The organism is Nocardia arthritidis, from assembly GCF_011801145.1.
Taxonomy (GTDB): Bacteria; Actinomycetota; Actinomycetes; order Mycobacteriales; family Mycobacteriaceae; genus Nocardia; species Nocardia arthritidis_A.
Window position 1 is genome coordinate 359,375 of sequence record NZ_CP046172.1, and the last position, 12,266, is coordinate 371,640.

Annotated in this window: 12 protein-coding genes; 6 read left to right on the top strand and 6 right to left on the bottom strand. The window is 68.0% G+C overall.

Annotated elements, in window-relative coordinates; translation table 11 throughout:
* Window positions 1-58: 58 nt before the first annotated feature.
* Both F5544_RS01650 and F5544_RS01655 read right to left on the bottom strand, forming a co-directional pair.
* A complete protein-coding gene (locus F5544_RS01650; RefSeq protein WP_174867241.1) occupies window positions 59-1,660 on the bottom strand; it encodes a hypothetical protein in 1,602 nt (533 codons plus the stop codon).
* A 115-nt stretch (window positions 1,661-1,775) separates the two neighbouring features.
* Window positions 1,776-2,675: a LysR family transcriptional regulator gene (locus F5544_RS01655; RefSeq protein WP_167478911.1), complete on the bottom strand. Its 900-nt coding sequence runs from the start codon at window positions 2,673-2,675 to the stop codon at window positions 1,776-1,778.
* Between the two features lie 91 nt (window positions 2,676-2,766).
* Between F5544_RS01655 and F5544_RS01660 the strand changes: the two genes are divergently transcribed.
* The 5 genes from F5544_RS01660 to F5544_RS01680 all read left to right on the top strand — a co-directional run bounded on the left by F5544_RS01660 (window position 2,767) and on the right by F5544_RS01680 (window position 8,337).
* Entirely contained in the window at window positions 2,767-3,690 is a 924-nt protein-coding gene (locus F5544_RS01660) for an EamA family transporter (RefSeq protein ID WP_167471525.1), read from the top strand.
* Between the two features lie 176 nt (window positions 3,691-3,866).
* Window positions 3,867-5,630: a hydroxysqualene dehydroxylase gene (locus tag F5544_RS01665; RefSeq protein ID WP_167471526.1), complete on the top strand. Its 1,764-nt coding sequence runs from the start codon at window positions 3,867-3,869 to the stop codon at window positions 5,628-5,630.
* 57 nt (window positions 5,631-5,687) lie between these two features.
* Window positions 5,688-6,329 carry a pyridoxamine 5'-phosphate oxidase family protein gene (locus F5544_RS01670; RefSeq protein WP_238847039.1) on the top strand — a complete coding sequence of 214 codons (642 nt, stop codon included), beginning with the start codon at window positions 5,688-5,690 and terminating at the stop codon, window positions 6,327-6,329.
* A gap of 62 nt (window positions 6,330-6,391) precedes the next feature.
* Complete coding sequence (locus F5544_RS01675) at window positions 6,392-7,630, top strand: Mur ligase family protein (protein WP_167471527.1); 1,239 nt, start codon at window positions 6,392-6,394, stop codon at window positions 7,628-7,630.
* Window positions 7,627-8,337, top strand: coding sequence for a type 1 glutamine amidotransferase (locus F5544_RS01680; RefSeq protein ID WP_167471528.1), 711 nt, complete (start codon window positions 7,627-7,629; stop codon window positions 8,335-8,337). The genes F5544_RS01675 and F5544_RS01680 overlap by 4 nt, the downstream gene beginning before the upstream one ends.
* Window positions 8,338-8,340: 3 nt before the next feature.
* On the opposite strand, the gene F5544_RS01685 is transcribed toward F5544_RS01680, so the two are convergent.
* On the bottom strand, window positions 8,341-8,682 hold the full coding sequence (locus F5544_RS01685; RefSeq protein ID WP_167471529.1) for a hypothetical protein: 342 nt from the start codon (window positions 8,680-8,682) through the stop codon (window positions 8,341-8,343).
* A 243-nt stretch (window positions 8,683-8,925) separates the two neighbouring features.
* Here F5544_RS01685 and F5544_RS01690 point away from each other — a divergent pair, with 243 nt between their 5' ends.
* The gene (locus F5544_RS01690) at window positions 8,926-9,561 is read left to right on the top strand and encodes a DUF5753 domain-containing protein (protein WP_167471530.1); all 636 of its coding nucleotides are present in this window, start codon (window positions 8,926-8,928) and stop codon (window positions 9,559-9,561) included.
* Here the strand turns inward: F5544_RS01690 and F5544_RS01695 are convergent.
* The 3 genes from F5544_RS01695 to F5544_RS01705 are packed head-to-tail and all read right to left on the bottom strand — an operon-like array spanning window position 9,558 to window position 12,136.
* Window positions 9,558-10,088: a GtrA family protein gene (locus F5544_RS01695; RefSeq protein WP_167471531.1), complete on the bottom strand. Its 531-nt coding sequence runs from the start codon at window positions 10,086-10,088 to the stop codon at window positions 9,558-9,560. The two genes, F5544_RS01690 and F5544_RS01695, sit on opposite strands and share 4 nt — an antisense overlap.
* A gap of 21 nt (window positions 10,089-10,109) precedes the next feature.
* Window positions 10,110-10,511 (bottom strand): VOC family protein, encoded by a 402-nt coding sequence (locus tag F5544_RS01700; protein ID WP_167471532.1) that lies wholly within the window; start codon window positions 10,509-10,511, stop codon window positions 10,110-10,112.
* Window positions 10,512-10,567: 56 nt separating this feature from the next.
* Entirely contained in the window at window positions 10,568-12,136 is a 1,569-nt protein-coding gene (locus tag F5544_RS01705) for an AAA family ATPase (RefSeq protein WP_428847158.1), read from the bottom strand.
* Window positions 12,137-12,266 lie beyond the last annotated feature (130 nt).

Below are 12,266 nucleotides of genomic sequence, written 5' to 3' on the forward strand. Positions count from 1 at the left end.
GGGGAGCGTAGCGCCTGATCTGCGCGTATTCGTCCAACCGGCAGTCGAGTCGCCGATTTCAGCGGACTATCAGATCGCGATCGGTGGCGCTGAGCGAGAGCGGCATTATGCGTTTACCGTTCATCCAATTTCGCACGAATTCGGCGACGGCCGGATCGGCGTCGCGGGAATCGAATGTGGCGCGGTCGATTTCGAGCGCGCCGACCAGGTGGCGCGGTTCGGCGTCGAGGCCGGGTGCGCGCGGTGTCGCGCGCAGGCCGTCGGCGGTGTGCAGCAGCACCGGTATGCGGGCGCCGTCCGGTGCGAGCACCGTCGCGGCCCGGGTGGTGGCCGCCGGATCGAAATGCGCTACGGCGAGCCGGTATCCGGACGGGCGCGCCGGATCGACCCGATCGAAGATCCGTGGGTCGATGATCGAGTACGGCACGACGGAGTCGATCAGACGCTGCCCGTCGATCGGTGTGTCGCGGACGGGCAGCGACGCCGTCAGGTTCCACGGCGCGGGCGCCGCGAGGGTGTCGGCGGAGCGGTCCTCGGGTGTGTTGTCGATGGCCGAGCCGTCCAGCGGCGCGTCGGTCGGGGTGAACGCCCAGGCCGGATCGTCGAGGTTCTTGTGCCAGAAACCGGTGCGGCCCGCGCTGCTGCCCGCGACCCGCAACTCGCGCTTATCCGGTCCGATGCCGGTGCTGTGCACGCTGATCGCCGCAGTGACGGTGCCGGGAATTTTGGGCTGGCGCACCCAATCCGGTGCGGGCAGCTGGATCGCGGCGTAGCTCGGCGACAACAGTTCCAGCGCCGCGTTCGGCGCGGTCGGCTTGTCCGACTGGTCGTCCCAGCTGTAGCGGAAGAACACCGAATCGCTGCCGGAGGAATCGAAATCGAAGTTCCGCGTGTACATATCGCCGTAGCGGTTCATCACGAACGTGGTCGAACCCGCCGCCGAGAGCGCGACGGCCCGGAAGCGGCCGCCGAGCGGACCGCCGATCTCGTAGCTGTTGTCGTCGGGCAGCCACGGGTCGGCGTAGGTGATGCGGCTGCCGTCGCCGGTGAGTGCGGGCACCATGGTCATCTTGGCCCAGCCGGAGTAGTGGATGCGGCCCGCGACATCGGTATAGGTCTGGTTGTTGAACGGCGAGGCCACGCTCAATGCCCAGGTGCCCGGCGCGCTGTTCGGCATCCGCTTGCCGGTGCCCGTCCACAGCGGCGCGCCGAAGGCGGAGGTCCAGTTCCAGAACAGCGGGGCCTGGGTGGTGTTGTCCATGGTGTACAGCCAGCCCGCATCGTCGACGGCGGCCAATTCGTCGTCGTCCATGGAGATTCCGGTGAGGCGCCCGCGCAGGCATTCCGGCAGTGCGACGGTGCGCCACGGTTCGGCGCCGCCGCGCGGCCGGGTCAGCAGCTCGTCGCCGACCAGCGCGAAATCCCAGTAGTTGTTGAACTGCGTTCGCTGCGTGCGCAATTCGACGCTGCGCGGGGCGTCACCGGTGAATACCGGCATATCGGCGAGACCTTCGTGGCCGCCGAACGACGGCAGGCCGGGTGGCAGCTGCGCGGTCCCGAACGGCACACATCCCGCCGGACCGCTCGGCTCGGCCCGCACCGCCGGTGCCGCGGCGACAAGTCCGGCCACCAGCGTCGCGGACAACATCAGGCGCCGCATCCATCTCTCACCTCGCACGAGAATTCAACATAGGCTTCGGCTATCGCATTTCCGAAACCGGTTTCCGCTGCTGGAGGCCACTCTCACAGTGGCGGTTACCAAGTGGCGCAGCGCACTACGCACGGCCGGTGATCTGTTCGGCGGCGGCGTGGAACGCGGCGAGCACCTTCGCGATGGCGGGCCTGCGGTCGGCGTGCGGGCGGGTGACCAGCTCGTAGATGCGGGCCGCGCGCACCCCGGACAGCCGCAGCACCGAAAGTTCCGGATGCACGACGACGAAGCGTGGCATCAGCGCGATCGCGTACCCGGACGCGACCACCGTTTCGATGACACGGAAATCGTTGAGCCGCTGTGTGACTCGCGGTTGGACCCCGGTGAGGGCGGCGATCGAGTTGAGCACGTCGTCCACCGGGAAGCCGCCGCGCACGCTGATCCAGGTCTCGTCGGCGAGTTCGGCGGGGGTCACCGCGGCGCGCCCGGCCAGCCGATGGGTCGGCGCGACCACCACGTCGATGGGTTCGCGCATCAGCGGCCGCGCCGCCACCCGCGGACCCGAGACGGCGGCGGCGTATTCGTCGCGGTGGGTGAGCACGATGTCGTAATCGGCCAGCAGCCGCTGGGTTTCGGTCGGCGGCACATCCTCGTCGCCCGCGATGATCTCGACGCCGCTGTCGCCGAGTTCGCCGAGCACCCGGTGCAGCAGCAGCGCCGCGCCGGACGGGAAGAAGGCGACCCGCACCTGCCCGCGCGGCGAGCCTCGGTAGTGCGCCATCTCGGCGACGGCGCGGTCCATGGCGGCGAGCACCTCGTCGGCGCGCAACACCAGCGCGTGTCCGGCGTCGGTGAGCCGGACCCGGCGGCCGTCGGGTTCCAGCAGCGCCACGCCAGCCTCCTTGGCCAGCACCTTGAGCTGCTGCGATACCGCGGACGGGGTCATCGAGAGCGCGGCGGCGACCGCGGTGACGGTGCCCCGGTCGGCGAATTCGCGCAGCACTCGCAGCCGTTCCACGCTCATGCTCGCCGGGACAATCATTAAGCAATTCTACATAGATGATGCATAAATATTCGATTGTCCCGGATTGTTCGTCAGCCTCACGATAGGGAGCATGTCCAACCGCGATCGCCTGCTCGGCCTCACCGTCGTCGTGCTGTGGGGGCTGAACTTCCTCGCCATCCACATCGGCCTCGACCACTTCCCGCCGTTCTTCTTCGCGGGCCTGCGCTTCGCGGTGGTCGGCATTCCGGCCCTGCTGTTCATCCCGCGCCCGAATGTGCGCATGCGGTGGATCCTGTTGTATGGCATCGGTTTCGGTGTGTTGCAGTTCGCCTTCCTGTTCACCGCGATGCGGGTGGGCATGCCGACCGGGCTGGCTTCGCTGGTGCTGCAATCCTCCGCGCCGTTCACCGTGCTGCTCGGCGCGGTATTCCTGCGTGAACGGTTGCGGCCGATTCAGTTGGCGGGCATCGCGATCGCCGTGACGGGTATGGCGGTGATCGCCTGGGATCGGCTCGAACACGCGACACTGCTGCCCGTGCTGCTGACGCTGGCGGGCGGGTTCGGTTGGGCCATCGGCAATATCGGCGCGCGGCAGGCCGGCGCGGAATCACCCGATCTCAACCCGCTGCACCTGACGCTGTGGATCACCGCCGTCCCGGCCCTGCCGTTGTTCGCCATCTCGGCCTTCGCCGAGGGCCCGGCCACCGGCCTGCGCGCGCTCGGCGATTCGTTCTCGGCGGCCGGTTGGCCCGCGCTGGCCGCGCTCGCCTACATCGTTGTGCTGGCGACCATCTGCGGCAGCGGTCTGTGGACCTATCTGATGAGCCGCTACCCCGCGGGGACGGTCGCGCCGTTCTCGCTGTTGGTTCCGGTGGTCGGTATCGCGGCGGCCTGGGCGTTCCTCGGTGAGGTGCCGACGGTTTTGTCGCTGCTGGGCGGGGTCGTGGTGATCGCGGGGGCCTTCCTGGCGACATCGGCTCGGCGCAAGGTGGCGATCGTCGCGTCGCCGCAGCCGGAGCTCGTCAAGGTCTGATAGGCCGAAAACCGTTGTGCCGCCGGTAAATCGGCCGACCGGACGAAACAGCTTACGCCACCGTGCTATCCGCCCCGGCCAGAATGGCCGAACCTGCATACTCACCCGCAACCGACTCGCCTTACAGTATTGGCCGACGTGGCAGGTCGGTCCTAGGTCAGGCAGCAGAGCGGCGCATGGCAGAACAGCGATCAGCGATTTCGCGACGGGCGATTCTCCGGGGCACCGTCGCGGTGGGGATAGCGGGTGCGGTGGCGGGCGGCTTCGGCGCCGCGACCGCCCTGGCGGGCCGTGACGGTAGACGGGTCGCGGTACTCGGCGGCGGCGTCGCGGGATTGACGGCGGCACATGAGCTGAGCGAGCGCGGATTCGACGTCACCGTCTACGAGCGGCGCGCGCTCGGCGGTAAGGCGCGAAGTATTCCGGTGCCGGGCAGCGGCACCGGCGGCCGACCGGAGCTACCGGGGGAGCACGGCTTCCGCTTCTTCCCCGGCTTCTACCAACACATTCCGGACACCATGCGCCGGATCCCGTTCGGCGACAACCCGAATGGCGTCTGGAACAATCTGCTCGCGGTCTCCGAGGCGCGTTTCTCCCGGCGCGACGGCGACGACTACCGGATCCCGCTGCGCTCCGGCGGCGGCACCCTGACGCCGGACACGTTCCGGGAGTCCGTCAGCGCGATGATCGCCACCGCGCTCAAGATGCCCGCCGCAGAGGCGGGCTACTTCGCCGAACGCCTGCTCGTCTTCAATTCCAGTTGTGACGCAAGGCGTTTCGGTGAGTGGGAGCACACATCGTGGAGCGACTACGTCGCCGGGCACGATCGTTCACACGAATTCCGCGCCCTGCTCTCCCGCACCCTCACCAGCATCATGGTGGCCGCGAAGGAGAGCGTCGCCAGCGTCCGCACGATCGGCAATATGGGCGAACAATTCCTCGGCAACCCGAGGGAGGTCGGCAACGACGGCGGCCTGGACCGGGTGCTGAACGGCCCGACGAGCCGGGTCTGGCTGGATCCGTGGGTGCGCCGATTGCGCGAGCTCGGCGTGAATTTCGTGCTCGGCGCCGAGGTGCGCGGGCTCGACGTGCGCGACAAACGCATCACCGGCGCGCGCATCGTCGATCAGCAGGGCAACCAGAGTTCGGTCGCCGCAGACTATTTCGTCGTCGCGGTGCCCGCCGAGCAGGCCCGCACCCTGTGGTCGCCGGACATACTCGCCATCCGCCCGGAATTGGCCGCGATGAACCGGCTCACCTGCGACTGGATGAACGGCATCCAGTTCTACATGCGGGCCCCGCTCGATATCGCGCGCGGGCACACCGCATACATCGATTCGCAGTGGTCGCTCACCTCGATCAGCCAAAACCAAATGTGGGCAACCAAAGTCACCGAATTCGGCGACGGTTCGGTGCAGGATTGCCTGTCCGTCGACATCTCGGATTGGAACAGCCCCGGCATGCTCTACGGCAAGCCCGCCAAGGAGTGCACTCCCGAGGAGATCTCCCGCGAGGTGTGGGCGCAGCTGACCGCCCACCTGAACGATCGCGGCGAGCTGCTGCGCGCCGCGGATCTGCACTCGTGGTTCCTCGATCCGGGCATCTCCTGGCAGCAGGACAAGGGCCGAAATGCCAACGCCGATCCGCTGCTCATCAATACCGCAGGCTCGTGGGAGTTCCGCCCCGAGCCGCACGGTGCGCTCGAAAATCTGTTTCTGGCAGGCGATTACGTGCGCACCAATGTCGATCTGGCCACCATGGAGGGCGCCAACGAGTCCGCGCGCGCCGCGGTGAACGCGCTGCTGGATGTCGCCGGTTCGGACGCGGCGCGCTGCAAGATGTTCTGCCTGTATCGCGCGCCGGAGCTGGAGCCGCTGCGCAAGATCGACGCCGAACGGTTCGCGGCCGGCCAGGCCAATATGTTCGACACCAGACTGTGAGGGATCTCCTGTCCGGAAGGGTGTTTCGCACCGTATGCCGGATGGTTGGATCGAATTGTGAGCAATACCACGGAGATCAGCGAAATCAACGATCCGGCCGAGCTCCGCGAGCTGCTCGGCGAGGTCGGCGTCCGCGCGGCCACCAAGGAGCGCACGGAATTACACGCCTGGGACCGGGCCTGGATCGCGAACTCACCGTTCGTCGTCGTGAGCACCAGCGACGAGCACGGCAACTGTGACGCATCGCCGAAGGGCGACCCGGCTGGCTTCGTCAAGGTGCTCGACGACACCACCGTCGCCGTCCCGGAACGGCCCGGAAACCGCAGGGGCGACGGATATTTCAACATCTTGCGCAACCCGCACGTCGGCCTGCTCTTCCTGGTCCCGGGCCGCGGCGAGACGCTGCGGGTGAACGGCCGCGCCCGGCTGATCCGCGAGGCACCCTATTTCGACGACATGATCGTGCGCGGCCATCGCCCGATCCTGGCGATGGAGGTGGCCATCGACACGATCTACTTCCACTGCGCCAAGGCGATGCTGCGCAGTTCGCTGTGGCAGCCGCAGGACTGGCCGGAGCCCTCGCTGCCCGGCCCGGCCCGGATCGTGAAGGATATCCAGGCCGATATCACCGAATCGGTCGCCGACCTGGAACGCCACTACTCGCCCGAGAACTACCGCAAAAAGCTCTACCAGGACTGACCGTGGGCCGCGCCACCGCACCACGGCGCGCCACGCTCACCCGGCGAACATAGACTCGCGGCGTGGCAGATATTTCGGTGCGTGGGCGGATCGCGCTGCTGGCGGCGGCCGCGGCGTCGTGGGCCTCGCAGAAGGCGGGCCGGGGCAAGGGATCGATGATCGGCGGGCTCATCGCGCTGCGGATCGACGGCACCATCATGAAACAGCTAGGGCGCGATCGCCGCACCGTGCTGGTCACCGGCACCAACGGCAAATCGACCACGACCAGAATGACCACGGCGGCGCTGAGCACCATCGGCCGCGTCGCGACGCAGGCCGACGGCGCCAATATGGACGCGGGCATCGTCGCCGCGCTCAGCGCCGACCGGCACGCGCCGCTGGCCGCGATCGAGGTCGACGAACTGCATCTGCCGCACGTCACCGACGCACTGAATCCGGCAGCGGTCGTGCTGCTGAACCTCAGCCGCGATCAGCTGGACCGCGTCGGCGAGATCAATATGATCGAGCGCAAGCTGCGCACCGGCCTGGCCGGGCATCCGGATACCGTGGTGATCGCCAACTGCGACGATGTGCTGGTCACCTCGATCGCCTACGACCATCCGAATGTGGTGTGGGTGGCCGCGGGCAGCGGCTGGTCGGTGGACGCGACGAGCTGCCCGCGCAGCGGCGAGCCGATCATCTGGGAGGGTGCGCACTGGCGCAGCACCGGCGCGGATTTCCAACGGCCGGAACCGGATTGGTGGCTCGACGGGAACGACCTGTGCGGTCCCGACGGGGTGCGGCTGCCATTGGAACTGGCGCTGCCCGGCCGGGCGAATCGCGGCAACGCCGCACAGGCCGTCGCCGCCGCGGTCGCGCTCGGCGCCGATGCGGCGCAGGCCACCGCCGCGGCGGGCACCGTGCGGGAGATCGCGGGCCGCTACCGGACCGTCCAGGTCGGCGAGCATGCCGCCCGGCTGCTACTCGCCAAGAATCCGGCGGGCTGGCAGGAGGCGCTCTCGATGATCGAACCCGCCGCGGCCGGACTGGTGATCGCAGTGAACGGCCAGGTGCCCGATGGCGAGGATCTGTCCTGGCTGTGGGATGTGCGATTCGAACATTTCGAGGGCATGCAGGTGGTGGCCGCCGGTGAGCGCGCCACCGACCTCGCCGTGCGGCTCACCTACGCCGGTGTCGAGCACACCACCGTGCCGGATCCGTTGCGCGCCATCGCATCCTGCCCGGCGGGCCGGGTCGAGGTGCTGGCAAACTACACCGCATTCCGTGATCTCAACCGCGACCTCGAGGAGCGGACAGCATGACCGATTCGACGGTGCGCATCGGCCTGGTATTGCCCGATGTGATGGGTACCTACGGTGACGGCGGCAATGCGGTGGTCCTGCGTCAGCGCCTGCGCATGCGCGGCTACGACGCCGAGATCGTCGAGATCACGCTGCCCGAGCCGGTACCCAACTCGCTGGACATCTATACCCTTGGCGGCGCGGAGGATTCGGCGCAGCGGCTGGCCACCCGACACCTGCAGCGGTATCCCGGCCTACAGGAGGCGGCCGCGAAAGGCGCACCGGTGCTTGCCATTTGCGCGGCGATCCAGGTGCTCGGCCAGTGGTACGAGACCTCGACGGGCGAGCGCGTCGACGGTGTCGGCCTGATCGACGTCACCACCTCGCCGCAGCACCGCCGCGCGATCGGCGAGGTGACCACCGCCCCGCTGCTCGACGGCCTGACCGCGCCGCTCACCGGATTCGAAAATCACCGTGGCGGAACCAAACTCGGCGGTGACGCGGCCGGGTTGGCGCGCGTCACCCGGGGTGTCGGCAACGGTGTCGGCGACGGTTTGGAGGGGGTGGTCCAGGGTTCGGTGCTCGGCACCTACATGCACGGCCCGGCGCTGGCCCGCAATCCGGAACTGGCCGATCTGATCCTGCGGCGCGCGCTCGGCGTATCCGAGCTGGCGCCGCTCGATCTGCCCGAGGTGGATCGGCTGCGCCGCGAGCGACTGCGCGCCTGACGGTTACTCCGCCGCGCTGCCATCGGTGCGCGGCGGAATCGCCCACCGCGCGTAGGTGTATTCCGGCGATACCGTGATCACATCGCATACCCGCACCAGCGCTTCGGGTATCGTGCCGTCGAAATGCGTTGTGTCGGGGACGATTACGGCCTCGGCGCCGTTTTTGGCCACCACTTCGAGCAGCTTCTGCTCCGGCTGCTCGGTCTCCCGGCCGAACACCACGGTCTTCGACAGCTCGTAGCCGAGGCGCCGGGCCAGGCTGCGAATCCGGGTCTCGTCCCAGGTCTGGGAGACGCCGGAAATATCGCGGCGCAGGTAGCCGATCGCCATCGGCCGGGCGCTCATCGTCGTCCTTCCCGCTGGCCCTGCATCGATCCGGTGCGGGTCGATCCGGTTGGCGGCATCGCTCCCCCTGCTTGTCGTGTGCGTTAACACCTGAGTGAAGTGTGCTGCATCGATCGGATCCACGGTAGCGTTGCAAGGGGATGGCCGATGGACCCAACCGCCGTCGGGTTCGGCTTCGAACTACCGGTGGCGGTTTCGTCGGCGTGTGCCCGATGGCCGTTTTCCTACTGGAGGAGACGCACCGTGATACCTGGCTGGCTTCGTAAAGTCTTCGGGCACAACAGTATCGACGGGTACGTCGCGTGGCCGACACTGCTCGCCGACGGGTTCGCTCCGGTGCAGCGCCGGATACACGGCACCGAGGCGGCGGCCCGCTCGCTGCGCTGGTATCAACCCGAATTGATACCCGGGCTGTTACAGACCCGTGATTACGCGACCGAGGTGCTGCGGGCGTGTTCGGCTTTTCTCGACGGCCCGGGCGATCTGGAGGAGGCGGTCGACGCCAGGATGCAGCGCAAGACCGTGCTGCTCGACGAGGGCCACCGGTTCCACTTCCTGATCGGCGAGCCCGCGCTCTATCACACCCTCGGCGACGACCGGGTGATGCACCAGCAGCTGGAATATCTGCTGGAGGCTTTGAAAACGCCGAGGACGACCATCGGCATAATTCCGCTGTCCGCGGAATTTCTTTGTCCGACAAACAGTTTCGTCCTGCATGACCGGACCAGCGCCGAGGTGGAGACCATTTCGGCCGCCATCTCGGTGACGGCGGCAGACGAGGTCGCGCTCTACGAGCGCGCCTTCGAACTGCTTGCCGCACAGGCGGTGTGCGACGACGACGCCCGGATACTGATCGAGAAGGCCGCCCAGGGTCTCTAACGCCGCTGCCGCGTGTTGGTGTCGTCGAGCTCCAGATCCGGCACCAACTGTTCGGGGAAGACGAATTTCCGCATGGCCCACCAGCGGAAGATCATGGCGAGCAGCGTGCCGATGATGGTGGCACTGATGAAGTCGGCGATATTCTCCACCAACAGCGAGACATGCGGTGTCCGCAGCATGAAAACATAGCTGGACACCGCGAGCGGCAGCTGATTGATCACCATGCCGATCCCGGCGACCAGGAAGAACAGCGCCGCCTCATGCCTGCGCTCGCGCCCGCCGCGCGCGGTGAACGCCCACTCCCGGTTCAGCACATAGGACAGCACCGTGGCGACGAGCACCGCCACCACATTCGCCGTCACCGGCTTACCTTGCAGCACAGTCAATTTCAGCCCGAAGAAGAGCACCGACGTGGTGACGAACGCGATCGCCCCGACGACGAGGAACTTCAGCAGTTCCGCATGCCGGATGAACACCGAAAGCAGCGGCTTGGGCACCCACCCGGTCACCAACTGAGCAAAGGACACTCCGTCAGCGTATCCGCGTATTCACGCCGCCGCAGGCCCGAGCAGATCCCAGCGGTTACCGGCGATATCGAGGAATACCGCGACCCGGCCGTATGGTTCGTCGCGCGGGCCGTCCACGAATCGCACGCCGCGGGCGGCCATCCGCTCGTATGCGTCCGGAAAATCGTCCACTCGCAGGAAGAAACCGACCCGTCCCGCGACCTGGTGCCCGATCGCCGCGGTCTGCGCCGCACCGTCGGCGCGGGCGAGCAGGATTCCGGTGGTCGCGCCCGGCGGCCGCACCACGACCCAGCGTTTCGGTCGGCCACCGTGGGTGGTGAATGCCGGTGTGTCCTCGACCAATTCGAAACCGAGTAGCTCGACGAAGAATTCGATCGCGGGGTCGTACTCGGCCACGACGATGCTGACCAGCTCCAGATGCACGCTCGGAAACTACCGAGCGGCGCGGCCCGGCGAAAACTGCCGGGCCGCATCGTGATTCAGTGTGGCAGGCCGGGATGGCCCGGATGCCGCAGCGGATGCTGTGCCTGCCCGCTGATGTAGCCGAAGTCGTCGGCCACCATGGCCGCCAGCTCCAGCAGCGCGCGCCGGGTGGGCTTGCTGACCAGTTCGAGGTCGATTTCCGCGCCCTCGGCGAGGTGGTCGTCGAACGGGACGACCTGGACGGCGCGCGTCCGGTCCAGGAACAGCTTGCGCAGCTGGTCCAGGTCGACGGTGGAGGCGCCGCGCCGAGATGCGTTGACCACCACCACGGTTCGCTCGACGAGCTTGCCGTAGCCGTGGTGGTCCAGCCAGTCCAGCGTGGCCGACGCGCTGCGCGCACCGTCGATGGCCGGCGAGGTGACCAGCACCAGCGAGCTGGCCATATCGAGTACGCCCGCCATCGCCGAATGCATCAGGCCGGTGCCGCAGTCGGTGAGGATGATGTTGTAGAAGGCCTGCAGTACACCGATCGCCTTGCGGTAATCGGCCTCGCTGAACGCCTCGGAGACCGCCGGATCCTGTTCGGAGGCAAGCACTTCCAGTCGGCTCGGGGCCTGCGAGGTGTGTGCCCGCACATCCGAGTACCTGGTGATGTGCGGATCCTCCAGCAGATTGCGCACGGTGGAGCGGGTCTGCCTCGGCACCCGGTGGGCCAGCGTGCCGAGGTCCGGATTGGCGTCGATGGCGATGACGCGGTCACCGCGCAGCGAGGCGAAGGTGGAGCCGAGGCCGATCGTGGTGGTGGTCTTGCCGACGCCGCCCTTGAGCGACAGGATCGCGATCCGGTAATCGCCGCGGACCGGTGCGTTCACCCGGTCGACAAGGTCGCGGTAGACGATGTCGGCCGCGGACTCGCCCGGGTTGATGACGCCGCCGGAGGCCTTGTGCAGGGCGCGCCGCCAGCCACTGCGCGGTGCGCGCCGGGCCCGCTTGAGCAGGTTCAGATCGTTGACCGAATGTCCCGGCTGGCCGGGAGCGGGCACATGCTGCGGCTGGAACGGCGTCTGCGGCTGATGCGGATTCGGGCCCAGCTGGCCGTGACTCGGTCCCTGCTGCCACGGCTGCGCCGGGTCCATCGGTGGATGCGCGGGACCCATCGGCGGCGGGCCGGGCTGATACATCGGCGGCGCGGGCGGCTGCATCGGCGGTGGCGGCGGGGCCCAGCTGTAGATGGGGCCGGCCGGATGGTCGGGCGACTCCTGCTGCGGTGCATCCGGGAACACCCGCCGGACCAGCCCGTCCGGGCCGATCTCCTGCCGGTATTCACCCGCGCCGAACTGTGGGTCGACAGTCGGGTGGCTGCCGCTGGTCTGCGGGTTCGGCCCGCTCTGCGCCGGGTACGGGCTCGGCGCGCCGTACTGTCCGGTCTGGTAAGGGGCGTACGGCTCGGGCGCACCGCCCGGGAAGCCCGCCTGCTGGTACACCGTTGTCTGGTCCGGTTGACTCGCGAAACCCGGGAACTGTCCGGATTCCGGCGCGCTCGATTCCGAATTCGGCGCGGCCTGTTCGGCCGCCTCAGGCTCGCGCGGGTCCGCGCCATCGGGCTCGGCGGGCTGGTCCTTCATCTCGTCTTGCGCCGCGTGCTGCCCGGTGGATTCGGTGGTGACTGCGGCCGTATCCACCGAATGACTCTGCAGCCACGGCGGAGAGGTCGGGTTATGGTCGTTAGTTGTCACGTTTCCCCCATCTGCTCGG

Excerpts from the sequence above, each read along its gene's own strand:
- F5544_RS01650 (WP_174867241.1), bottom strand. The coding sequence starts at position 1,660 with ATGCGGCGCCTGATGTTGTCCGCGACGCTGGTGGCCGGACTTGTCGCC.
- F5544_RS01655 (WP_167478911.1), bottom strand. The coding sequence starts at position 2,675 with ATGAGCGTGGAACGGCTGCGAGTGCTGCGCGAATTCGCCGACCGGGGC.
- F5544_RS01660 (WP_167471525.1), top strand. The coding sequence starts at position 2,767 with ATGTCCAACCGCGATCGCCTGCTCGGCCTCACCGTCGTCGTGCTGTGG.
- F5544_RS01665 (WP_167471526.1), top strand. The coding sequence starts at position 3,867 with ATGGCAGAACAGCGATCAGCGATTTCGCGACGGGCGATTCTCCGGGGC.
- F5544_RS01705 (WP_428847158.1), bottom strand. The coding sequence starts at position 12,136 with ATGAAGGACCAGCCCGCCGAGCCCGATGGCGCGGACCCGCGCGAGCCT.
- F5544_RS01685 (WP_167471529.1), bottom strand. The coding sequence starts at position 8,682 with ATGAGCGCCCGGCCGATGGCGATCGGCTACCTGCGCCGCGATATTTCC.
- F5544_RS01680 (WP_167471528.1), top strand. The coding sequence starts at position 7,627 with ATGACCGATTCGACGGTGCGCATCGGCCTGGTATTGCCCGATGTGATG.